This is a genomic window from Rhizobium sp. BK529, assembly GCF_014194105.1.
Lineage (GTDB): Bacteria > Pseudomonadota > Alphaproteobacteria > Rhizobiales > Rhizobiaceae > Rhizobium.
On sequence record NZ_JACIAU010000002.1, the window covers coordinates 310293 to 332754 of the forward strand.

The 22462-nt window shown below is 60.9% G+C and carries 19 protein-coding genes; 7 read left to right on the forward strand and 12 right to left on the reverse strand.

Annotated features, from left to right (window positions below):
- Nucleotides 1-64 precede the first annotated feature (64 nt).
- From FHX08_RS18555 to FHX08_RS18605, 11 genes are all read right to left on the reverse strand, one after another.
- A complete protein-coding gene (locus FHX08_RS18555; protein ID WP_184327537.1) occupies nt 65-1102 on the reverse strand; it encodes an endonuclease/exonuclease/phosphatase family protein in 1038 nt (345 codons plus the stop codon).
- Nucleotides 1103-1113: 11 nt separating this feature from the next.
- Entirely contained in the window at nt 1114-2223 is a 1110-nt protein-coding gene (ugpC, locus tag FHX08_RS18560; RefSeq protein ID WP_184327539.1) for a sn-glycerol-3-phosphate ABC transporter ATP-binding protein UgpC, read from the reverse strand.
- Nucleotides 2224-2236: 13 nt separating this feature from the next.
- Nucleotides 2237-3151: an ABC transporter permease subunit gene (locus FHX08_RS18565; RefSeq protein ID WP_184327541.1), complete on the reverse strand. Its 915-nt coding sequence runs from the start codon at nt 3149-3151 to the stop codon at nt 2237-2239.
- Nucleotides 3152-3161: 10 nt separating this feature from the next.
- Nucleotides 3162-4046 (reverse strand): carbohydrate ABC transporter permease, encoded by an 885-nt coding sequence (locus FHX08_RS18570; protein WP_184327543.1) that lies wholly within the window; start codon nt 4044-4046, stop codon nt 3162-3164.
- A gap of 127 nt (nt 4047-4173) precedes the next feature.
- A complete protein-coding gene (locus FHX08_RS18575; RefSeq protein WP_132654890.1) occupies nt 4174-5532 on the reverse strand; it encodes an extracellular solute-binding protein in 1359 nt (452 codons plus the stop codon).
- A 531-nt stretch (nt 5533-6063) separates the two neighbouring features.
- Nucleotides 6064-6912: an HpcH/HpaI aldolase/citrate lyase family protein gene (locus FHX08_RS18580; RefSeq protein ID WP_132654892.1), complete on the reverse strand. Its 849-nt coding sequence runs from the start codon at nt 6910-6912 to the stop codon at nt 6064-6066.
- Nucleotides 6909-7361 carry a MaoC family dehydratase gene (locus FHX08_RS18585; protein WP_132655435.1) on the reverse strand — a complete coding sequence of 151 codons (453 nt, stop codon included), beginning with the start codon at nt 7359-7361 and terminating at the stop codon, nt 6909-6911. Before FHX08_RS18585 ends, FHX08_RS18580 begins: the two co-directional genes overlap by 4 nt.
- Nucleotides 7361-9226, reverse strand: coding sequence for a biotin carboxylase N-terminal domain-containing protein (locus FHX08_RS18590; protein ID WP_132654894.1), 1866 nt, complete (start codon nt 9224-9226; stop codon nt 7361-7363). Before FHX08_RS18590 ends, FHX08_RS18585 begins: the two co-directional genes overlap by 1 nt.
- Before the next feature lie 9 nt (nt 9227-9235).
- A complete protein-coding gene (locus FHX08_RS18595) occupies nt 9236-10846 on the reverse strand; it encodes a carboxyl transferase domain-containing protein (protein WP_132654896.1) in 1611 nt (536 codons plus the stop codon).
- Nucleotides 10843-11988, reverse strand: coding sequence for an isovaleryl-CoA dehydrogenase (locus FHX08_RS18600; RefSeq protein WP_132654898.1), 1146 nt, complete (start codon nt 11986-11988; stop codon nt 10843-10845). Before FHX08_RS18600 ends, FHX08_RS18595 begins: the two co-directional genes overlap by 4 nt.
- Before the next feature lie 65 nt (nt 11989-12053).
- Nucleotides 12054-13133, reverse strand: coding sequence for an AraC family transcriptional regulator (locus FHX08_RS18605; protein ID WP_132655437.1), 1080 nt, complete (start codon nt 13131-13133; stop codon nt 12054-12056).
- Nucleotides 13134-13215: 82 nt separating this feature from the next.
- Between FHX08_RS18605 and FHX08_RS18610 the strand changes: the two genes are divergently transcribed.
- Genes FHX08_RS18610 through lpdA form a run of 7 tightly spaced genes read left to right on the forward strand, consistent with a single transcriptional unit; the run spans nt 13216 to nt 21278 of the window.
- Nucleotides 13216-13983, forward strand: coding sequence for a 3-hydroxyacyl-CoA dehydrogenase (locus tag FHX08_RS18610; RefSeq protein ID WP_132654900.1), 768 nt, complete (start codon nt 13216-13218; stop codon nt 13981-13983).
- 23 nt (nt 13984-14006) lie between these two features.
- On the forward strand, nt 14007-15194 hold the full coding sequence (locus FHX08_RS18615) for an acetyl-CoA C-acyltransferase (RefSeq protein ID WP_132654902.1): 1188 nt from the start codon (nt 14007-14009) through the stop codon (nt 15192-15194).
- Nucleotides 15195-15211: 17 nt separating this feature from the next.
- Complete coding sequence (locus FHX08_RS18620) at nt 15212-16339, forward strand: acyl-CoA dehydrogenase family protein (protein ID WP_132654904.1); 1128 nt, start codon at nt 15212-15214, stop codon at nt 16337-16339.
- Nucleotides 16340-16399: 60 nt separating this feature from the next.
- Nucleotides 16400-17632, forward strand: coding sequence for a 3-methyl-2-oxobutanoate dehydrogenase (2-methylpropanoyl-transferring) subunit alpha (locus FHX08_RS18625; RefSeq protein ID WP_184327545.1), 1233 nt, complete (start codon nt 16400-16402; stop codon nt 17630-17632).
- A 1-nt stretch (nt 17633) separates the two neighbouring features.
- On the forward strand, nt 17634-18647 hold the full coding sequence (locus FHX08_RS18630; protein WP_132654908.1) for an alpha-ketoacid dehydrogenase subunit beta: 1014 nt from the start codon (nt 17634-17636) through the stop codon (nt 18645-18647).
- Between the two features lie 3 nt (nt 18648-18650).
- Entirely contained in the window at nt 18651-19877 is a 1227-nt protein-coding gene (locus FHX08_RS18635; RefSeq protein ID WP_132654910.1) for a dihydrolipoamide acetyltransferase family protein, read from the forward strand.
- A gap of 3 nt (nt 19878-19880) precedes the next feature.
- Nucleotides 19881-21278 (forward strand): dihydrolipoyl dehydrogenase, encoded by a 1398-nt coding sequence (lpdA, locus tag FHX08_RS18640; protein ID WP_132654912.1) that lies wholly within the window; start codon nt 19881-19883, stop codon nt 21276-21278.
- A gap of 18 nt (nt 21279-21296) precedes the next feature.
- Here lpdA and FHX08_RS18645 read toward each other — a convergent pair whose 3' ends face one another.
- On the reverse strand, nt 21297-22364 hold the full coding sequence (locus tag FHX08_RS18645; RefSeq protein ID WP_165911921.1) for a LacI family DNA-binding transcriptional regulator: 1068 nt from the start codon (nt 22362-22364) through the stop codon (nt 21297-21299).
- Nucleotides 22365-22462: the final 98 nt, after the last annotated feature.

The following is a 22462-nucleotide window of genomic DNA, read 5'->3' on the forward strand; positions in this document are numbered from 1 at the left end:
ACTATATGAAAGGTTGGGAGCCGAAAAGCCAACCCATTGTGAGGCAATGGGTCAGTGTGGCCGATCAGGAGACGGAGAAACACGCCTTGATCAGTTCGTGATCAGAAATTGCTGCGCCGTTGACATCGACGGCGGCAACAGTCACGGCCTGGTGCGCTGCAAGCCCGCGAGCGAAGAGCCAGTCAAGGCGGGCAAAGGGCGGTTCGGGCGTCCCGTCCGGGCGGGTCCGTTGCGTGAGCGCGAAGTCATTGGCCGTTTTCCAATCATATCCAGCGTCCGCAAGAAGGTTGAAGAGCGGTTCATATGCTTCCGGCTCGCGCGATCCCGCAGGAAGGATGTTGGTGTTGAAGTCGCCGCCCATCACCACAGGTAAACCATCGGCAAGCGTATCGACAGCAGCAATCAGCCTTTTTGTCTGAAGGGCTCGATCCTCAATATCGGTCTTACTTTCCAGATGCACGCTGACGGCGAGGATCGGCCCGAATGCGGTATCGATCTTTGCCGCGATCGCCATACGCCCACCGATCCGGCCCTGGCCGTCCTTTGCATCCGTCCACCAGGTTCCGCCATCATCGAGATGAATCAGTGCTGCGTCCAGTATTGGCAGGCGGGAGAGCAGCGCATTGCCATGGAAGCCGACGGAATTCGTCTGACCCTTATGCCATTCGCGCTCGCGGGAATCTCCCAGGCCAAGTTCCACGAACTCCACGCCAAAAACATAGGACATGCCGAGGGCGTGGGCGAGATCGGCGACGGTGTGGCGGTTGCCGGCACGCGCTGTGCCGAGATCGGCCTCGGTCAGCAGCAGGATATCCGCGCCACTCTGACCAACGAGTTCCACGGAAGGAGCATGATACTTCAAGCGTTCCGCATTCCATGCGGCGACGACAAGACCGTTGGTTGTCGTGGTATTGTTGGCTGTCCTTACCACTTCGATCGTCGAGAGCGCGGGCAGAGTCGCGGTCAAGCGATCATGTTCGGCTTGTGTCAGTTCGGCGGCACGCGCCTCATCGAAGAAGGCGGCAGACGGTACGGCAAGCGTCTCCACGGCGGCCACAACAAGGTTGCGGTCGTCGTTGGCGAGATCCAGAAAGCTTTTCATCGGTATCTGGCTCAGGCGTTGACAGGGGTAGCGCGGCTCCGTGCCGGCGCGACGAGTACGGCGCCAGTTTCTGCCGAATAGAGATGCATCGAATCCTGATCGATCGCAATGCCGATCCGATCGCCGGTTTTCAGCGCGACCGACCCCGTCATGGCGACGGCGAAGGGCAAGCCATCAAAATCAGCATGCACGACGCGGCTCGCACCGAGTTCTTCGATGAAGTCGGCAGTAGCGACAAGCGCACCCGGGGCATCCGGGGCGACGAGACGAGCCGCTTCAGCGCGCACGCCAAGAACGACGCGCTGGCCGGCGAGTTGCTTGCCGCGCTCCGCCGGAAGCGTGACGGTGCGGCCTTCATCATAGATGAAGACGCCGTTTTCGTTGACGCGGCCTTCCAGAAGATTCATCGCCGGCGTACCGACGAAGCCGGCAACGAAACGACTTGCGGGATAGTGGTAAACCTCTTCCGGCGTGCCGATCTGTTCGACATTGCCGGCGTTCATGACGATGATGCGGTCGGCAAGTGTCATGGCCTCGTTTTGGTCGTGGGTGACAAAGATCGAGGTCGCACCGAGGCGGCGATGCAGGCGGCGGATTTCGGCGCGCATAGCGATACGCAGTTTGGCATCGAGGTTAGAAAGCGGCTCGTCGAAGAGGAAGACCTTCGGCTCGCGGATCATGGCGCGGCCCATGGCGACGCGCTGGCGCTGGCCGCCCGAGAGGGCTGCCGGGCGACGTTCGAGGAAGGGCTCCAGGCTTAGCGCCTTCGCGACATCGGCGATGCGGCGGTCACGCTCAGCCTTTGGCACGCCGGCGACCTTGAGTGCATAACCGATATTCTCGGCGACGCTCATGTGCGGATAGAGCGCGTAATTCTGGAACACCATGGCGCAGCCACGTTCACGCGGCTCCAGCTGGTTGACGACGCGGCCGTCGATGGCAATTTCGCCGCCGGTAATTTCCTCCAGGCCAGCGACCATGCGCAGCAGGGTGGACTTGCCGCAACCGGACGGGCCGAGGATGACGATGAACTCGCCGGACTGAATTTCGAGATCGACGCCGTGAACGACGGCGTTCTTGCCATAGCTTTTCTTCACGCCACGGATGGAGATCGGTGCCAAGGGTCTGTTCCTTTCACTTCTCGGTGGAGATAAGGCCGCGCACGAACCAACGCTGCATCAGGATGACGAGGATCAGCGGCGGGGACATGATGATCAATGTTCCGGCCATCGCGACGTTCCAGTCGGGCAGCCCGAATTCGGAGGGAATAAGTGTCTTGAGCTGAGTAACGGCGATGCCGAATTTTGGGTCAGTCGTGATGAGCAGCGGCCAAAGATACTGGTTCCAGGCCCAAACGAACATGATGGTGAAGAGCGCGATCATGTTCGGGCGGGACAGCGGCAAAAGCACGTCCCAGAAGAAGCGGACCGCGCCTGAACCATCCATCTTCGATGCTTCGGCGAGTTCGTCCGGAACCGTCAGGTAGAACTGGCGGTAGAGGAAGGTGCCGGTCGCCGTCGCCACCATCGGCAGAACGAGGCCGGGATAGGAGTTCAAGAGACCCCATTCGAGCTTGACCTGGATGCCGGTGACCTGTGCGATCAGCCAGCTGATCCCGCTGACATCGAGGATCGCCTGGAAGGGCTGAAGCGCGTTAGCAGCGATCGAATAGGTCGGCACGATGCGAACTTCGAGCGGCAGCATCAGCGTGATGAAGATGATCCAGAAGATCAGATAGCGGCCGCGGAAGCGGAAATAGACGATCGAGAAAGCCGCCATCGCGGAAAGGATGACCTTGCCGGCGCCGACCGTGGCAGCGAAGATGATGCTGTGGAACAGCTTGTTGCCGAGATCGGCGCGAACCCAGGCGATCTGCACATTCTCCCAGAAATGGCCGCTTGGAATAAGCGGCAGCGGCACACGGTTGACGGTCTCGAGATCGAGTGTCGATGCGATGATGACGATGACGAATGGCAGGAGTGCGATCACCAGGCCGAGAGCCAGCAGCGTGTAGCAGACGAAATTGAAGATTGGCGTGCGTTCGATCATGTCCGCAACCTCACTTATAGTGCACGCGCCGCTCGATGAAGCGGAACTGGAAGATGGTGAGCAGGATGACGAGGCCCATCAGGATCATGGATTGGGCTGCCGCACCCGAATAATCGAGGCCTTTGAAACCGTCGAAATAGATCTTGTAGACCATGAGTTCGGTTGCGCGCGCCGGACCGCCCTGGGTCATGACATCAACGATACCGAAAGAATCCTGGAAGCTTTCGGTGATGTTGATGACGAGCAGGAAGAACAGCGTCGGGGTCAGCAGCGGCAGCTGGATGTCCCACATGCGGCGCATCGGTCCGGAGCCGTCCATCGCGGCCGCTTCGATCAGCGAGCGCGGAATGCCCTGCAGGGCCGACAGGAAGAAGATGAAATTATAGCCGATATATTTCCAGGAAAAGGCGATGATGACGGCGATCATCGCATCCTTGCCATCGAATGCCGGATTCCAGAGGCCGGGCCAGACGTGGTTGATGACCGATAGAAGACCGGCTTCCGGCGCCAGGATGAAGCGGAAAGCAAGGCCGAGGGCAGGAGCGGCAATCGCATAGGGCCAGATGAAAACCGAGCGATAAATCTTGTGGCCGCGAAGTTCACGATCGGTCAGAAGCGCCAGGATGAGCGCCAGCCCCATGGCGATCGCGGTCGAGGCGAAGCCGACGATCATGCTGCGGGTGATGGAGTCCCAATAGATCGGGTCCGAAAGCAGCTGCTTGAAATTGTCAAAACCGACCCAGGCATTGCCGCCGCCCCATGGCTGTTCGAGCGTGAACGCCCAATACAGCGCCTGCGCGCTCGGCCAGTAGAAAAAGACGAAGATCAGCAGCAGCATCGGAAATGCGAAGAGAAGGCCGATCGTGGTCGAGGAGAAAGTGACGCGCTTTTCCATGAGTGGTCGTTTTCGCCCTGGTTGGGTTCTGGTGCGGGCGGCGATATCGCTGCCGCAGCCGGTAGGGGATGTACGAAGACGCACCCGGCGCGCCGGAAGCGGGCTGGGTGCGGCTCATACCAGTCGATTAGGGCAGCTGAACGCCCTTGTAGGTCTGCTGGAAGCGACGCAGGAGCTGGTTGCCGCGGTCGGCAGCAGAGTCGAGCGAAGCCTGTACGTCGGCATTATTGACGAAGATTGCCTGTAGGCCGTTCGCGATTTCGGTACGAATCTGGAGGAGACCGCCGAGACGAATGCCCTTGGCAGACGTGTCGCCAGCCGGGGAAGCGGTCAGGCTCTGAATGGCGAGTTCGCGACCGGCGTAAGGAGCCTTGTCGTAGAAGCCCTGCTTCTTCAGGTATTCGAAGCCCGAGTTACGAACCGGGATGTAGCCGGTAACGGTCGACCAGGTGAGAGCTTCTTCCGGCTTTGCGATGAAGTTGAAGAAGGCAGCAGCAGCCTTGTATTCGGCGTCCGAATGACCCTTCAGAACCCAGAGCGAAGCGCCGCCAACGTAGGAACTGTGACGGGTAGCATCGCCGTAGGTCGGGAGCATGGCGACGCCCCAGTTCATCCCCTGCTTGGCAGTGCGGCCGATGTTGCCATGGTCGCCAACGGAGGTCAGGATGACCTGGCAATCGCCGGCAGCGAAGGCTTCAACGAAGGTCTGGCCAACAGCCTTGTTCTTGATGACGGCTTCCTTGGCGTCATACCAGCCCTTCAGATCCTTGACGAAGTTGACGAGCATCGGGTTCTTATTGAACACCAGCTCGGCGTCGAGGCCTTCAAAGCCGTTCTTCTTGGTAGCGATCGGTTCGCCGTTGACGGCTTCAAACTGCTCGATGAACTGCCAGACTTCGTTGTTGGAGATGTCGAAGCCGAGCGGGCAAGCATAACCTGCGTCCTTCAGAGCCTTGAAGTCTTCGCCAGCTTCCTTCCAGGTCGCCGGAGCATGGTCCTTGCCGATCTTGGCAAAGGCGTCCTTGTTCCAGTACAGCAGAGCCGTGGAGGAGTTGAAGGGGAAGGAGTACATGTCGCCCTTGGAAGTGGCGTAGTAGCCGGCGATACCGGAGAAGTAGTCGTTCCAGTCAACATTGTAGCCCATGTCCGTCATGAGCTTGTTGGCCGGGTAGTAAGCGCCCGAAAGCATGATGTCGAGCGTTCCAGCGTCAGAGACCTGAGCGATGGTCGGCTGCTTGCCGGCGCGGAAAGCGGCGATCGTGTTCTGCAGCGAGGCATCGTAGGAGCCCTGGCTGGTGCAGACGACTTCGAAGTCGTTCTGCGACTTGTTGAAGCGGTCGCACTGTTCCTGAACGCGCGTAGCGATATCGCCTGAGTTGCCGAACCAGAAGTCAATCTTGGTCTTTTCGGCAGCAGCGGCGGGACCAGCAGCAACGAAAGCTGAAGCGAGAAGGGCGCCTACGGCGCCGAGAAGCTTGGCTTGCATGAGAACCCTCGAAAAATAGGACGCGCCCCCTCTTGAGCGCACGCCCTATTAACTGGTTCAATTTGCGGTAACCAATGAAGTTTCCATGACATGAATAGAGTAGAAACTTTCTGTCATAAAATATTCATATGCCAATTTTCTGAGACTTTGGGGATATTCAATACATTGAGTTCGAAGTTTTAGTCGTTGCGGTCGCCTACATTCTGTTTATATATGAATTTAGCTGGCTTTCGTAAAAGTGGGCGCGCCTATTCAAATCCATTAATAGATTTTCTTATTGCGAGTATTTCGTAAATCGCATAAGTCTCGATCAAGAACAACATGCCATCGGTCGATTTCGACATCGGAAATAGCTTTGTACAGCTGTGCGTTGAGCTTCCGGAACGCGGCATCTGATATTCTATTTACGACATCTTGTCTATTTGCCTGTTATTGGGGCGTCTTTGGTGTTCATGAATCGACCTATTCACGGCCTTACAGCCAGCCGTTTTTTACTGTCACGCGAGGAGCCAGCGAGCAAAGCAGCCAGAGTCACCCATCGCTCGATGTTTTTTCCGCCTCCAGAATGCGTTTCGCGAGTTTGAGATGCGGTAGGTCGAGCATGCGTCCCTCGAGTTGGACAACGCCAATTTCGGGCGAGCCGGCGAATGCGGCCACAACCCTTTCGGCCCAGGCGATCTCCGCCGCATCGGGCGTGAAGGCACGATTGATCGGTTCGACCTGGCTCGGGTGGATCGCCATCATGCCCGAGAAACCGTCGCGTCTGGCGCGCGCCACATAAGCTTTGAGGCCATCGTGATCGCGGAAATCGGGATAGACTGTTTCGATGGCGGGAACGGCGGCGGCGTGAGCGCCAAAGAGAACGAGGGAGCGGGCGAGCTCGTAAGGCGCGGTATAGCGTCCATCGGCCTCGCGGGCGGTTGTCGCGCCGATTGCGGCAGGCAGATCTTCCGCGCCCCAGGTCAGTCCGCAAAGATGAGACGCGACATCCCGGTAGCTGCCGATCTCGAAGATAGCGGCCGGCGTTTCAGTGGCGATCGGCAGGATGGGAACGGTGGATGAGAGGCGGCTTGTGAGCTGGCGCACGGATGCCGAACCTTCCGCCTTCGGCAGCATGATCGCGAAGGGATTAAGATCGCTGAGTGCAGCAAGATCGTCCTCGAAGGCGGGCGAGGCGAGGGGATTGATCCGGATGACAAGAGCCGTATCGGCCGCGCGGCGCATGGTGAAGTCGTGCACGGCATCCCGTGCCTTCGGCTTGTTCTGCACGGATACGGAGTCTTCCAGATCGAGGATGACAGCATCGGCGCCCGAGGCGAGTGCCTTGTCGAAGCGCTCCGGCCGATCGCCGGGCACGAAGAGCAGCGAGCGCAACCTCATGACGGTTTCACCTGCAGCATGGCGGTGCGCAGACACTGGCAGACGGTCTCGTTTCGCTGGTTCAGCGTGACATGCCGGAACGTGACGATCCCGGCATCGGGCCGGGAGTTGGAGCGGCGCAGTTCCATCACCTCGGTTTCCACCCGCAGCGTATCGCCGATGAAGACCGGTTTCGGCATCGTCACCTTGTCGTAGCCGAGATTGGCGACCAGCGTTCCGAGTGTCGTATCGCCGACCGAGATGCCGACAGTGAGCGCGAAGGTGAACGTGCCATTGACGACGATGCGGCCGAATTCCGTACCCGCCGCATAATCGGCATCGAGATGCAGCGGCTGCGGGTTATGAGAAAGTGTCGTGAAGAGCAGGTTGTCGGTTTCCGTGACCGTGCGGCGGATCTCGTGGACAATGCGATCGCCGACCGTCCATTCGTCGAAATAACGGCCGGCCATCATTTCTCTCCCTTCATGATGCTGGCGACCAGCTGATTCTCGGAGACCCTGGCGCCTGCAGAGACAGGCAATTTGCCGACGATGCCGTCGAAAGGCGCGCGCAGCGTATGTTCCATCTTCATCGCTTCCACTGTCAGCAGCCGATCGCCCTTGGCGACGTGGTCGCCTTCCGCAACATCGACCGAGATGACAAGGCCCGGCATGGGCGAGAGAATCGCACCATCGCCGGCGCCCTGGTGCGCCTCGACTTCGCTTGCGACAGGCAGGCCGATCGGCCAGGCATTGCCGGCATCGAAAAGGACCATGGTTTCGTCGAACGTGACGACATTGGCTTCGAGACCGGGCCGGACATGACCCCAATAGAGACGATCGCCAACGCGGACGCGTGTGCGGCTATCGCTTGCGGCCGATATGCGTAGACCGGCAAGCGCGGACCACGGATCGGTCGCGCCTTTTGCTGTCAGCGCCGTAGCTGCTTTGTCGATTGTCATATCGCTGGGCTCTTTTGACAGGAGGGTCTCGCCGTGGCGATCGAGGAAACCGGTATCGACCTTTGCCGCGTGGAAATCTGCATCGGCGGCGACGCGCGCGAGAAGGCCGGCATTGGATTTGACAGGCCAGACCTCGATATTTTCGCAGGCTTTGGCGAGTTTGGAGAGGGCGGCCTCACGGTTCGGACCATGAGCGATGATCTTGGCGATCATCGGATCGTAGAAGGCGGTGATCTGGTTGCCTTCCTCGACGCCGCTGTCGATCCGCACATATTGCGGCAAACGCAAATGGTCGAGCCGGCCGATCGAGGGCAGATAGCCGGAGGAGGGATTTTCGGCATAGAGGCGAGCTTCGAAGGCCCAGCCCTTCATCGTGATGTCTTCTTGCCGCTTCGGCAGCGGCTGACCTGCGGCGACCTTCAATTGCCATAGTACCAGGTCTTCACCAGTAATGGCCTCAGTCACAGGATGCTCCACCTGCAGCCGGGTGTTCATCTCCATGAACCAGATGCGATCCGGTCGCAGTCCCTCCGAGGCGTCGGCGATGAATTCGATCGTGCCGGCCCCGACATAGTCTACTGCCTTGGCCGCCTTGACGGCGGCCTCGCAGATTGCCGTACGGGTAGCGGTATCGAGACCGGGAGCCGGCGCTTCTTCGATCACCTTCTGGTGCCGGCGTTGCAGGGAGCAGTCGCGCTCGAAGAGGTGGACGCAATTGCCGAAGCGATCGGCGAAGACCTGGACCTCGATATGGCGCGGATTGGTGATGTAACGTTCGATCAGGACACGATCGTCGCCGAAGGAGGAGGCTGCCTCGCGGCGGCAGGAGGCGAGGAGTTCTGCAAAATCTTCGCGTCGATCGACGCGGCGCATGCCCTTGCCACCACCGCCGGCAACCGCCTTGATGAGTACGGGATAGCCGATCGCATCCGCTTCGCCAGCAAGCCGTTTTTCGCTCTGATCCCCTCCCATGTAGCCCGGCGTAACCGGCACGCCGGCGGCCTGCATCAGTTGCTTGGCAGCATCCTTCAGTCCCATGGCTCGGATGGCCGCAGGCGGGGCGCCGACCCAGATAATGCCGGCATTCTCGACGGCTTCGGCAAATTCGGCGTTTTCCGACAGGAAGCCGTAGCCGGGATGGATTGCGGCCGCACCTGTTCTGCGGGCAGCCTCCAAAATGCGCTCCTGCGAAAGATAACTCTCGCGAGCAGGCGCTGGGCCGATGGCAAGAGCTTCGTCCGCCTCCGCTACAAAGGGCAGGCTCGCATCGGCCTCTGAATAAACGGCAATGGTGCGGATGCCGAGGGCTTTCGCCGTGCGGATGATCCGGCCGGCGATCTCGCCCCTGTTGGCTATGAGCAGGCTTTCCATCATCGCGCCACCTCACATCCGGAAGACGCCGAAGCGCGGCCCTTTGGGAATTGGCGCATTCAGGCAGGCGGAGAAGGCAAGGCCCAGCACGTCGCGCGTCTGGCGCGGATCGATGATGCCGTCGTCCCAGAGACGCGCGGTGGCGTAGTAGGGATTGCCTTCGGCCTCGTAGCCGGCGCGGATCGGCGTCTTGAAGGCATCTTCATCTTCGACCGACCAGCTTTCGCCGCGCGCCTCCATCGCATCGCGGCGAATGGTGGCAAGCACGGAAGCCGCCTGCTCGCCGCCCATGACGCTGATGCGGCTGTTCGGCCAGGTGAAGAGGAAACGCGGGCGGTAGGCACGTCCGCACATGCCGTAATTGCCAGCGCCGAAACTGCCGCCGATGATGACGGTGATCTTCGGCACGGTGGCGGTGGCGACGGCGGTGACAAGTTTAGCGCCATCCTTGGCGATGCCGCCTGCTTCGTAACGGCCGCCGACCATGAAGCCCGATATGTTCTGCAGAAACAGCAGTGGCACACGCCGCTGGCAGGCAAGCTCGATGAAATGTGCGCCCTTCAGCGCGCTCTCGGAAAACAGCACGCCATTATTGGCGATAATGGCGACCGGCATGCCCCATATACGCGCAAAACCGCAGACCAGGGTCGCGCCATAGAGCGGCTTGAACTCATGCAGCTCGGAGCCATCGACGATGCGGCCGATGACCTCGCGCACGTCATAGGGCGAACGGACGTCCTCAGGGATGATGCCACCAAGATCTTCGGGGTCGAGTTTCGGCGGGCGAGGCGCCTGAATGTCGATATAGACCGATTTCACGCTGTTGAGGCTCGCCACGATATCGCGCACGAGAAGCAGCGCATGTTCGTCATTTTCCGCCACGTGATCGACCACACCAGAGCGGCGGCCATGGGTCTCGGCGCCGCCGAGTTCTTCGGCCGAAATGATTTCGCCGGTCGCAGCCTTCACCAGTGGCGGGCCGGCAAGGAAGATCGTGCCTTGATTGCGCACGATGATCGTCTCGTCGGACATGGCGGGTACATAGGCACCGCCCGCCGTGCAGCTTCCCATGACGCAGGCGATCTGCGGAATGCCTTCGGCCGACATCTGCGCCTGATTGTAGAAGATCGCCCCGAAATGATCGCGATCGGGAAAGACCTCAGCCTGATGCGGAAGATTAGCGCCGCCGCTATCGACGAGATAGATGCAGGGTAGCCGGTTCTGCATGGCAATCTCTTGCGCCCGCAGGTGCTTCTTCACCGTAAGGGGAAAATAGGCGCCCCCTTTGACCGTGGCGTCATTGGCAACGATCATTACCTCGCGACCGCAAACGCGGCCGATGCCAGTGATGATACCCGCCCCCGGGGCCTCATCGCCATACATACCGTTTGCCGCCAGCGTGCCGATTTCCAGAAACGGGCTACCGGCGTCGAGCAGCAGCTGGATGCGGTCGCGCGGCAGGAGCTTGCCCTTGCCGGTATGGCGCTCACGCGCGGCCTGCGAACCACCCTCGCGGGTTTTCGCCGATCGCGCATAGAGTTCTGCGATCAGGCTTCCGTTCTTGCTTGCATTGGCCCTGAAGGTTTCGCTGTCGCGATCGATGGCAGAGGAAATCACCGTCATGATGCGATGAGCTCCCGGCCAATCAGATAGCGGCGGATCTCATTGGTGCCGGCGCCGATATCGTAGAGCTTGGCGTCGCGTAGGAACCGCTCGACCGGCCATTCCCTGGTATATCCCGCGCCGCCGAGCGCCTGGATCGCTTCCAGCGACACCTTCACGGCATTCTCGCTGGCAAAGAGGATGGCAGCTGCCGCATCCGAGCGGGTCGTGCGGCCGGCATCGCAGGCCCGCGCCACGGAATAGACATAGGCGCGCGACGAATTCAGCGCGACATACATGTCGGCGATCTTGCCCTGCATCAGCTGGAAGTCGCCGATCGCCTTGCCGAACTGTTTGCGCTCCCGCACATAGGGCAGCACCACGTCGAGAGAGGCCTGCATGATGCCGAGCGGACCGGCAGCCAGCACGGCGCGTTCGTAGTCAAGGCCCGACATCAGGATCTTCACACCCTGGCCTTCCCGGCCCATCAGCGCTTCCGCCGGCACCTCGCAATCTTGGAAAACCAGCTCGGCCGTATCGCTGCCGCGCATGCCGAGCTTAGAGAGCTTCTTCGAAACGCTGAAGCCGGACATGCCCTTTTCGATGATGAAGGCCGAAATACCCTTCGGCCCGGCCGTCGGATCAGTCTTGGCATAGACGACGAGCACATCGGCATGCGGCGCATTGGTGATCCAGAATTTCGTGCCATTGAGAACATAGCGATCACCCTTGCGCTCGGCCTTGAGTCGCATGGAAACGACATCCGAGCCGGAGCCTGCTTCCGACATCGCAAGCGAACCGACATGCTCGCCGGAAATCAGCTTCGGAAGATAGCGCTGCTTCTGCTCTGGCGTAGCCCATCGGCGGATTTGGTTGACGCAGAGATTGGAGTGGGCGCCATAGCTTAAGCCAACGGAAGCCGATGCCCGAGAGATCTCTTCCATGGCGACGACATGTTCGAGATAGCCGAGGCCTGCACCGCCGAATTCTTCCTCGACGGTAATGCCATGTAGGCCGAGCGCCCCCATCTGTGGCCAAAGCTGGCGTGGAAACGTGTTGCTTTCGTCGATCTCCGCTGCCAGCGGAGCAATGTTGTCGGCGGCAAATCGTGCCGTCGCTTCGCGGATCGCATCCGCGGTTTCGCCGAGCGAAAAATCAAACATGGCACTCCTCCCGCTAAAACATGTAGCGCGGGTTGCGGCCGGTTCAAAGCTCCCTTGATCGAAGCCTATTCCCATTGGGCCGATTTTGTCTCTTCGCGCCGAAAAGCCTCGGGACTCCTGTCCATCCATTTCCGGAAGGCGCGGAAGAAGGCGCTGGGTTCGGAATAGCCGAGTTGCACGGCTATCTCGCCGATGGTCTTCGATGTGTTCATCAGCATATCAACGGCGAGATCGCGGCGGATATCGTCTTTGATGCCGGCATAGCTCTGGCCCTCGTCATGCAGACGGTGCCGCAGCGTCGAGGGCGGCATGCGCATGTCGGCAGCGAGTATCTGGAAGCTCGACCAGGCGGCTGGCGGCGTCTGAGAGAGACGACGGCGAACAGCAGCGGCGATGCCGGCATCGTAGCGGTAACGCACGAGAATATTGGCAGGAGCCCCCCGCAGGAATTGCTTCAGGGCCTGCTCGCTGCGCGAAATCGGCAGATCGAGAAGAGAGCTGTCGAAGCCAAGCCGGCTGATCGGCTGCGCGAAGCGCACCGGTGCGCCAAAGAAAAGCCGGTAATCAGCGCCCTGGCTTGGTTCAGCGCAACGGAAATCGACGAGGCGGATCGGAATGCGACGGCCGACCAGCCAGCAGATAATGCCATGGAGGATGATCCAGTAGGTGCGATAGGCAAAGGCCGAGCGCGGCTCGCCGGCGTCCCGAAGCTCAATCTGGGCGAGCCCGTCCCGGATGACGAGCGTGCCGCGCGGATCGTCCAGAACGACATCGAGGAAGCGCAAGGCCCGTCGCAAAGCATGGCCGAGCGTCGGAGCGTGCAGCACGCAATGGCAGAGCAGAGTGAAGCTGCCACGGCGCATCGGCCGGGCACCCATGCCGAAGAATTCATCGTCGAGCTCGGCGGCAATTGCCAACCATAGAGCACCATAGGTTTCGGCCGAGATCGGTTGATCAATCGCCAGCGGCAGGCCGAGCTCGGCCAGAACAGGCGCCACCGGTTTGCCGAGCCGACGCAGGCTGTCGAGAGCTTCCTCGACGAAGCCCGGTGCAATCATGCGGCGTTCGATTTCGGTCATCGCCGCTCTATCCTGGTAAAATGGGGAATGGCAAAACTGGCCGAAATAATGGAGCAGTTCTGTCATCGCTTGCAATAGGCGGAAGGAATAGAATCTCATTTCAGGCAGCTCTTGGAGGAGGTGACTGCCGGGTAGGGAGGAACGATCCGTGCAGATCAGCGGCGCAAGTTTCATCGTAACCGGGGGCGGCTCCGGGCTCGGAGCAGCAACGGCTCGCATGCTTGTCGAAGCTGGCGGACGGGTGACGATCGCCGATCTCAACGTGGATGCAGGTGAATCGGCGGCCCGCGATCTGGGGCGGTATGCGCGCTTCGTCAGGGCTGACGTGACCAACGCAGAAGACGGCGCGGCGCTAATCGCTGCTGCCGTGGAGGCCTTCGGCCCGCTTCGAGGGCTCGTCAATTGCGCCGGGGTGGCGCCGGCCGAAAAGGTGGTTGGTCGTGACGGCCCGCATCGGCTGGAGAGCTTTGCGCGAACAATCAGCATCAATCTCATTGGCACTTTCAATATGATCCGGCTTGCCGCCGCCGCCATCCAGAATGCCGGACCGGATGCGGAAGGCGAGCGCGGCGTGATCATCAATACGGCTTCGGCCGCTGCTTTCGATGGGCAGATCGGTCAGGCGGCCTATGCCGCTTCCAAAGGCGGTGTCGCGGCAATGACGCTGCCGATCGCCCGCGAGCTTGCGCGTCACGGCATTCGTACCGTGTCGATTGCGCCGGGCATTTTCGAAACGCCGATGATGGCCGGCATGCCGACGGAGGTGCGGGAAGCACTTGGCAAGAGCGTGCCTTTCCCGCCGCGTCTTGGTCATCCCACGGAGTTTGCTGCTCTGGTGCGCCATATCCTGGAAAACAGCATGCTGAACGGCGAGGTCATCAGACTCGACGGTGCGTTGCGCATGGGCGTGCGCTGAACGGTCGCCCCGAAGGAGAGAACATGGCTCTGCAAGATCCAATCGTCATCGTCGGCGTCGCCCGCACGCCAATCGGCAGCTTTCAGGGAGAACTCAAAGATGTGGCAGCGCCAGAACTTGGCGCGGCAGCGATCCGCGCCGCGCTTGAGCGCAGCGGCATTGCGGCCGGCGCAATCGAGGAAGTCATTTTCGGCTGTGTATTGCCGGCCGGCCAGGGGCAGGCACCGGCGCGCCAGGCGGCGATCCATGCCGGGCTGCCTTTTGCGACAGGGGCCAGCACCGTCAACAAGATGTGCGGCTCCGGGATGAAGGCGGTCATGATGGCGCATGACCTGATCGCAGCTGGCAGCGGCTCGATAGCTGTTGCCGGCGGCATGGAAAGCATGACGAATGCGCCCTATCTCCTTGATCGTGCCCGTGCGGGTTACAGGCTCGGCCATGGGCGGGTCGTGGATCACATGTTCCTCGACGGGCTGGAGGACGCTTATGACAAGGGGCGCTTGATGGGCAGTTTCGCCGAGGATTGCGCCGAAGCCTATCAGTTCACGCGCGAGGCGCAGGACGCCTATGCCGTGACGTCGCTGACGCGGGCGCAGAAGGCGATCGCGGAAGGCAGCTTCAACCGTGAAATCGTGCCTGTCCTGGTGAGGTCTGGCAAGGTGGAACTGGTGGTAAGCCGTGATGAGCAGCCGGGCAAGGCAAAGCTTGACAAGATCCCGACGCTGAAGCCAGCCTTCCGAGAGGGAGGTACAGTGACGGCTGCCAATTCCAGCTCCATCTCCGATGGAGCCGCCGCGCTCGTGCTGGTGCGCCGTTCGGAGGCGGACCATCGCGGGCTAAAGCCGCTTGCCACCATTCTCGGCCATGCCACACATTCGCAGGAACCCAATCTTTTCGCCACCGCTCCGATCGGCGCTTTGCAGAAGCTGTCGGACCGCACAGGCCTGCCGTTGTCTGACGTTGATCTCTTTGAGATCAACGAGGCGTTCGCAGTCGTCGCCATGGCGGCGATGCGCGACCTGCATCTGCCGCATGAGAAGGTAAATGTGCATGGAGGCGCCTGTGCGCTCGGCCATCCAATTGGCGCCTCGGGCGCCCGTATTCTGGTGACGCTATTGGCGGCGCTGGAGCGTTACGACCTGAAGCACGGCATGGCGGCGCTCTGCATCGGCGGCGGCGAGGCGACTGCCGTTGCGATCGAGCGGCACTAAGGGAGGAGGAGGGCCGAATGATCCTTTCCGAACTTCAGCAGCAAATCCGGGATCTGGCCCGTGATTTCGCTCGGGAACGCCTGGCGCCGGGAGCGGCAAAACGTGACCGGGAATCGCTCTTCCCGCGAGAAGAATTGAAGGATATGGGCGAGCTCGGGCTTCTCGGCATGCTGGTGCCTGAGGCCTATGGCGGATCGGATACTGGCATCATCGCCTATGCTGCAGCGCTGGAGGAGATCGCAGCCGGCGACGGGCCCTGCTCCACCATCATGAGCGTGCACAGTTCGGTCGGCTGCGTGCCGATCTTGAAATTCGGTACTGAAGAGCAGCGCAAGCGCTTCCTGCCGAAGCTCGCCAGCGGGGACTGGATCGGTGGTTTTGCACTGACGGAGCCACAGGCCGGCTCCGATGCTTCGAACCTCAAGACACGGGCGCGCCGCGACGGCGATCATTATGTACTCGATGGCGCCAAGCAGTTCATCACCTCCGGTAAGAACGGACAGATCATCATTGTCTTTGCCGTTACCGATCCGAATGCCGGAAAGAAAGGCATTACCGCCTTCATCGTGCCGACCGATACGCCCGGTTACGAGGTGATCCGTGTCGAGGAAAAGCTCGGGCTACACTCGTCCGATACCTGCCAGATCGCCTTCAACGGCATGCATATTCCGATAGAACTTAGGCTCGGTGAGGAAGGTGAGGGCTACCGGATCGCGCTTGCCAATCTGGAGGGCGGGCGTATCGGCATTGCGGCGCAGGCTGTCGGCATGGCGCGGGCTGCTTTCGAGGCGGCGCTTGGCTATGCCCGGGAACGCAGTTCCTTCGGCAAGCCGATTGTTGAACATCAGGCCGTCGCCTTTCGGCTTTCCGATATGGCAACGCGCATTGAGGCTGCCCGACAACTCGTCTTCCATGCTGCCTCGCTCCGGGAGGCAGGATTGCCATGTCTATCGGAAGCTTCGATGGCCAAGCTCTTTGCCTCTGAAATGGCCGAACGTGTCTGCTCCGACGCGATCCAGATCCATGGAGGTTACGGTTATATGGCGGATTATCCTGTGGAGCGCATCTACCGCGACGTGCGCATCTGCCAGATCTATGAGGGAACAAGTGACGTGCAGCGCATGGTGATTGCCCGCAACTTATAAGAACGAGGCCCTGCTTCTGGAGGAGAGGGGCTGGGCCGATAAAGGGAGGAAAAAGACCACATGGTGGAATCTGCTCGTTTGAGCCTGCATGTCCCAGAACCTGCTGTCCGTCCGGGCGGCCAACCCGATTTTTCCAACGTCAAGATTGCAAAGGCAGGGGCGGTGCCACGGCCGGAGGTGGATGTCGCTTCCGAAGATATCCGCGACCTCGCCTATTCGATCATCCGTGTGCTCAATCGCGACGGCGAGGCCGTTGGCCCTTGGGCGGGATCGCTGAGCGATGAGGAACTGCTGATAGGGCTTCGCAACATGATGAAGCTGCGCGCCTTCGATGCCCGCATGCTGATGGCGCAGCGGCAGGGCAAGACCTCTTTCTACATGCAGCATCTCGGCGAGGAGGCCGTCAGCTGCGGCTTTCGTAAGGCATTGCGGAAAGGAGACATGAACTTCCCGACCTATCGGCAGGCCGGCCTGCTCATCGCTGACGACTATCCGATGGTCGAGATGATGAACCAGATCTACTCGAACGAGAGCGATCCGCTGCACGGGCGGCAATTGCCCATCATGTATTCCTCCAAGGAACACGGCTTCTTCACGATCTCGGGCAATCTCGCCACGCAATATGTGCAAGCAGTCGGCTGGGCCATGGCCTCGGCGATCAAGAACGACAGCCGCATTGCAGCCGGCTGGATCGGTGACGGCTCGACGGCGGAATCGGATTTCCATTCGGCGTTAGTCTTCGCCTCTACCTACAAGGCGCCGGTCATCCTCAACATCGTCAACAATCAATGGGCGATCTCCACCTTCCAGGGCATTGCCCGCGGTGGCTCCGGCACGTTTGCCGCCCGGGGTCTCGGTTTCGGCATTCCGGCCTTGCGCGTCGATGGAAACGACTATCTCGCCGTTCATGCTGTCGCCCGCTGGGCTGCGGAGCGGGCGCGACGCAATCTCGGTCCGACTCTGATCGAATATGTCACCTATCGCGTTGGCGCCCACTCGACCTCGGATGATCCGAGCGCCTATCGCCCGAAAACGGAATCCGAAGCCTGGCCGCTCGGCGATCCTGTTCTGCGGCTGAAGAAGCACCTGATCGTCAGGGGCGTATGGTCGGAGGAGCGCCATACCCAGGCCGAGGCCGAGATCATGGACGAGGTGATCGAGGCCCAGCGCCAGGCCGAGGCGCATGGCACGCTGCATGATGGCGGCAAGCCTTCAGTGCGCGACCTTTTCGAAGGCGTCTATGCCGAAATGCCGCCGCACATTCGTCGTCAGCGGCAGAAGGCGGGGTACTGATATGACCCGGATGACGATGATCGAGGCGGTGCGTAGCGCCATGGACGTCTCGATGGCGCGCGACGACAACGTCGTGGTTTTCGGCGAGGATGTCGGCTATTTCGGCGGCGTTTTCCGCTGTACGCAGGGCCTGCAGGCAAAATACGGCAAGACCCGTTGTTTCGACACGCCGATAAGCGAATCCGGCATTGTCGGCACGGCGATCGGCATGGCGGCCTATGGACTGAAGCCCTGCGTCGAAATCCAGTTTGCCGATTACATGTATCCGGCTTACGATCAGCTGACGCAGGAGGCGGCGCGTATCCGTTATCGCTCGAATGGCGATTTCACTTGCCCGATCGTCGTACGCATGCCGACTGGCGGCGGCATCTTCGGCGGCCAGACACACAGCCAGAGTCCGGAGGCGCTTTTCACCCATGTCTGCGGTCTGAAAGTGGTCGTACCCTCCAACCCCTATGACGCCAAGGGCCTGCTGATCGCTGCGATCGAGGATCCCGATCCCGTCATGTTCCTGGAGCCGAAGCGGCTCTATAACGGACCCTTCGACGGTCACCACGAACGACCGGTGACACCGTGGTCGAAACACGATCTCGGCGAAGTGCCGGAGGGGTACTATACGATCCCGATCGGCAAGGCCGAAGTGCGGCGTGCGGGCTCGGCCGTGACTGTCGTCGCCTATGGCACGATGGTGCATGTGGCGCTTGCCGCCGCCGAGGATGCCGGTATCGATGCCGAGGTGATCGATCTCAGAAGCCTCCTGCCGCTTGATCTCGATACGATCGTCAAATCTGTCACCAAAACTGGACGCTGCGTCGTCGTCCACGAAGCCACTCTGACCTCGGGTTTCGGCGCCGAAGTCGTGTCGCTGGTGCAGGAACATTGCTTCTATCAGCTCGAAGCTCCCGTCGTGCGCGTCGCCGGCTGGGACACACCCTATCCGCATGCGCAGGAGTGGGATTATTTTCCCGGACCCGGCCGCGTCGGACGGGCGCTCGCCGAAGTCATGGAGGCCTGAGCCATGGGCGAATTCACCATCAAGATGCCTGATGTCGGCGAAGGTGTTGCCGAGGCCGAGCTCGTGGAATGGCATGTGAAGACAGGCGATCCGGTGCGCGAGGACATGGTGATCGCCGCCGTCATGACCGACAAGGCCACGGTGGAAATCCCGTCTCCCGTCAATGGCACCGTGACCTGGCTTGCCGGCGAGATCGGTGACCGCATCGCAGTCAGGGCGCCGCTTGTGCGCATCGAGACATTGGGGGAGGTCGGCGCAACCGAGCCTGCTGCGCTTGCTGAGCCGGTGAAAGTCGAGGCGCCCAAAACCGCTCCGAAGGCGCCGGTATCCGCACCCCCAGCCACGACCGCACTTGCAGAAAAGCCGCTTGCTGCGCCATCCGTACGACTCTTCGCGCGCGAGCGCGGTGTGGATCTGCGGCAGGTGCAAGGCACCGGGCCGGCTGGCCGCATTCTGCGCGAGGATGTCGAGCAATTCCTGAGCCAGGGGGCGACGCCCATCCTGGCGCGGGCTGGTCTGGCGAAGAAGACAGCGACCGAGGAGATCAAGCTGACCGGCCTTCGCCGCCGCATCGCTGAGAAGATGGTACTCTCCACCTCGCGTATTCCTCATATCACCTATGTGGAGGAGGTGGATATGACGGCGCTCGAGGAACTGCGCGTCACCATGAATGCCGACCGCAAGGCCGAGCATCCCAAACTGACGATACTGCCCTTCCTCATGCGAGCTCTGGTCAAGGCGATCTCCGAGCAGCCCGATGTCAACGCCACCTTTGACGACGACGCCGGCATCATCACGCGCCATAGCGCCGTGCATATCGGTATCGCCACGCAGACGCCTGCGGGCCTGATCGTGCCCGTGGTGCGCCATGCCGAAGCCCGCGGCATCTTCGATTGCGCTGTCGAAATGAATCGGCTGGCAGAGGCGGCACGCTCCGGCACGGCGACACGTGATGAATTGTCAGGCTCGACCATTACCATCAGCTCGCTCGGCGCGCTTGGCGGCATCGTCTCCACGCCTGTCATCAATCATCCGGAAGTTGCGATCGTCGGCGTCAACAAGATCGCGACGCGTCCAGTGTGGGACGGGACGCAATTCGTGCCACGCAAGATGATGAACCTCTCCTCCAGCTTCGATCACCGCATTATCGACGGCTGGGATGCGGCGACCTTCGTACGGCGTATTCGCACGTTGCTCGAAACGCCGGCGCTCATTTTCATCGAAGGCTGAGCTATGAAAGAGATTGTCTGCAAGCTCCTCGTCATCGGCGCCGGTCCCGGTGGTTATGTCTGCGCCATCCGTGCCGGCCAGCTCGGTATCGATACCGTCATCGTCGAGGCCGGCAAACCCGGTGGCACGTGCCTGACGGTCGGCTGCATTCCTTCCAAGGCACTTATCCATGCGGCAGAGGAATTCGATGCCACGCAAAGGATGCTGGCGGGCAAGAACCCGATGGGTATCCGTGTTGAGGGCGCCTCCATCGACCTCGCCCGGACAATCGCCTGGAAGGATGGCATTGTCGGCCGGCTGACCAGCGGTGTCTCCGGCCTGTTACAGAGGGCACGGGTCAAGATCGTGCACGGTCGCGCCCACTTCCGGGACGGCAAGACGGTCGAGGTGGAAACGGAGACTGGCCAACAGATCATTCGCGCCGAGACCGTGGTGATTGCGACAGGTTCCGATCCCGTGGAGCTTCCGAACCTACCTTTCGGCGGCCGCGTCATCTCCTCGACCGAGGCGCTGTCATTGGGCGAGGTGCCGAAAAATCTGGTCGTGGTTGGCGGCGGTTATATCGGACTTGAGCTCGGGACAGCCTTCGCAAAGATGGGGTCGCAGGTAATGGTCGTAGAGGCGACGCAGCAGGTGCTGCCGCAATACGACGCCGAACTCGTGCGGCCCGTCTTGCGCAAGATGGCCGAGCGCGGCATTCGCGTGCTGACCGGTGCAAAGGCAATCGGCCTATCCGATACCGGCGAAGGACTTGTCGTCGAAACCTCTGACGGGCAGCAACAGACGCTTGCCGCGGACCTTATTCTCGTGACGGTCGGCCGTCGTCCGAGAACAGCGGGCTCAGGTCTCGAAGAACTCGACCTCGATCGCGCCGGCCCCTATCTAAGGATCGACGATCGTTGCCGCACGTCCATGCGCGGCATTTACGCGATCGGCGATGTCACCGGCGAGCCGATGCTGGCGCATAGAGCCATGGCGCAAGGGGAGATGGTCGCTGAAATCGTTGCGGGCAGGAAACGCGCCTGGGACAAGCGCTGCGTTCCGGCGATCTGCTTTACCGATCCGGAGATCGTCAGTGCGGGCCTCTCACCGGCGGAAGCACGTGCGCAGGGCTATGACATCAGGACCGGTCAGTTCCCCTTCAGCGCCAACGGAAGGGCGATGACCATGCTCTCGGAGGAGGGGTTCGTGCGGGTGGTGGCGCGCACCGACACTAATCTGGTTCTCGGCCTGCAGGCGGTGGGCGCCGGAGTCTCCGAGCTTTCGGCTGCCTTTGCGCTCGCCATCGAAATGGGTGCCCGGCTGGAAGATATTGCCGGCACGATCCATGCTCATCCAACCCGCAGCGAGGCAGTGATGGAAGCGGCACTCAAAGCTCTGGGGAACGCATTGCATATGTGAACGTGTACGCAAGCTGTCTCATCGCGCCTTGGGCTCGACGCCGGTCGAGCGCCTTTCGATGAGGTCTCCCGACAGGCGGATGACTGTCGCTGCCCGCAACAGCGCCGACGTATCACCCTCGATCATTTCGACGACGACCCGGACGATCTCGTCGACCGGCTGACGAAAGGTGGTGAGGCTGTAATGAGGCCAGCCGGCCATCGGGATATCATCGAAACCGGCAACGAAGATATCGTCGGGAACGCGGCAGCCAGCTTCTTCCCTTAGCGCATCGATGCCGCCGATCGCCAGAATGTCGTTGGCAAAGAAGATCGCGTCGGTGCTCTTCCTGGCAGCGATTTCGAGGGCGGCCTTACGGCCGGCATAATAGCTGTATTCCCGTCCCTCTATCTGGGCGCTCAGCGTCATGCCGAGCTCGGCAATCCGTGTGACGAAACCGTTCTGGCGCTCGCGGTTGGTGGTCGTATGGCTGAGGCCGGCGACATAGGCGACCCTGCGGGCTCCCTGCTGGTAGAAATGATCGGCGAGCGCGCGAGCACCCTCGACATTGTTGCAGGCGACGCAACTGAGGTTCGTGTCTTCAATGACGCGGTTGATCAGGATGGCCGGTCGACCTTCCGTCGCCCAGCTCAGTGTAGAACCGGAGAGGATCGTCGCTGAAATGACGATGACGGCATCCACATTGTATCGCCGCAGCGCTGAAAGCTGCTCCTCGAGGTTGGAGCCCTTGGTGATGTTGAAGAGAAGGCTCTGCAGGCCGATGCGCTGCAGCGATCGAGAGAGTTTCTCGATCAGGCCCGGATAGAAGGGATTCTGCATATCGGAGACGACGATCCCGATGATGTTCGTACGGCTCTTTGACAGCATGCTGGCGATTGCGTTCGGCTGATAGTCTACCTCGGCCGCATATTTCAGGATCCGTTTGCGCAGATCCGCCGCGATGCTTGCCCCCGGGGTGAAGGCGCGTGAGACGGCTGACTGGCTGACGCCGAGCATGCGTGCCAATTCACGCGCTGTAATCGGTTTGCGGCTTAACGCTTCACCGGGCGGCTCCCCCTGCAAGGATGGCGATCCCTGTTTGCGCATGGTTCTTTCCCCGTTTGCCACTTCTATCTCACTCTTCTTGCATTCGGATGCAGCAGATTCAATTGCTTCCATGATTTTTTATCTCACTGCTTTCAATT

Excerpts from the sequence above, each read along its gene's own strand:
- FHX08_RS18555 (WP_184327537.1), bottom strand. The coding sequence starts at position 1,102 with ATGAAAAGCTTTCTGGATCTCGCCAACGACGACCGCAACCTTGTTGTG.
- FHX08_RS18565 (WP_184327541.1), bottom strand. The coding sequence starts at position 3,151 with ATGATCGAACGCACGCCAATCTTCAATTTCGTCTGCTACACGCTGCTG.
- FHX08_RS18570 (WP_184327543.1), bottom strand. The coding sequence starts at position 4,046 with ATGGAAAAGCGCGTCACTTTCTCCTCGACCACGATCGGCCTTCTCTTC.
- FHX08_RS18575 (WP_132654890.1), bottom strand. The coding sequence starts at position 5,532 with ATGCAAGCCAAGCTTCTCGGCGCCGTAGGCGCCCTTCTCGCTTCAGCT.
- FHX08_RS18580 (WP_132654892.1), bottom strand. The coding sequence starts at position 6,912 with ATGAGGTTGCGCTCGCTGCTCTTCGTGCCCGGCGATCGGCCGGAGCGC.
- FHX08_RS18585 (WP_132655435.1), bottom strand. The coding sequence starts at position 7,361 with ATGGCCGGCCGTTATTTCGACGAATGGACGGTCGGCGATCGCATTGTC.
- FHX08_RS18590 (WP_132654894.1), bottom strand. The coding sequence starts at position 9,226 with ATGATGGAAAGCCTGCTCATAGCCAACAGGGGCGAGATCGCCGGCCGG.
- FHX08_RS18595 (WP_132654896.1), bottom strand. The coding sequence starts at position 10,846 with ATGACGGTGATTTCCTCTGCCATCGATCGCGACAGCGAAACCTTCAGG.
- FHX08_RS18600 (WP_132654898.1), bottom strand. The coding sequence starts at position 11,988 with ATGTTTGATTTTTCGCTCGGCGAAACCGCGGATGCGATCCGCGAAGCG.
- FHX08_RS18605 (WP_132655437.1), bottom strand. The coding sequence starts at position 13,133 with ATGACAGAACTGCTCCATTATTTCGGCCAGTTTTGCCATTCCCCATTT.
- FHX08_RS18615 (WP_132654902.1), top strand. The coding sequence starts at position 14,007 with ATGGCTCTGCAAGATCCAATCGTCATCGTCGGCGTCGCCCGCACGCCA.
- FHX08_RS18620 (WP_132654904.1), top strand. The coding sequence starts at position 15,212 with ATGATCCTTTCCGAACTTCAGCAGCAAATCCGGGATCTGGCCCGTGAT.
- FHX08_RS18625 (WP_184327545.1), top strand. The coding sequence starts at position 16,400 with ATGGTGGAATCTGCTCGTTTGAGCCTGCATGTCCCAGAACCTGCTGTC.
- FHX08_RS18630 (WP_132654908.1), top strand. The coding sequence starts at position 17,634 with ATGACCCGGATGACGATGATCGAGGCGGTGCGTAGCGCCATGGACGTC.
- FHX08_RS18635 (WP_132654910.1), top strand. The coding sequence starts at position 18,651 with ATGGGCGAATTCACCATCAAGATGCCTGATGTCGGCGAAGGTGTTGCC.
- lpdA (WP_132654912.1), top strand. The coding sequence starts at position 19,881 with ATGAAAGAGATTGTCTGCAAGCTCCTCGTCATCGGCGCCGGTCCCGGT.
- FHX08_RS18645 (WP_165911921.1), bottom strand. The coding sequence starts at position 22,364 with ATGCGCAAACAGGGATCGCCATCCTTGCAGGGGGAGCCGCCCGGTGAA.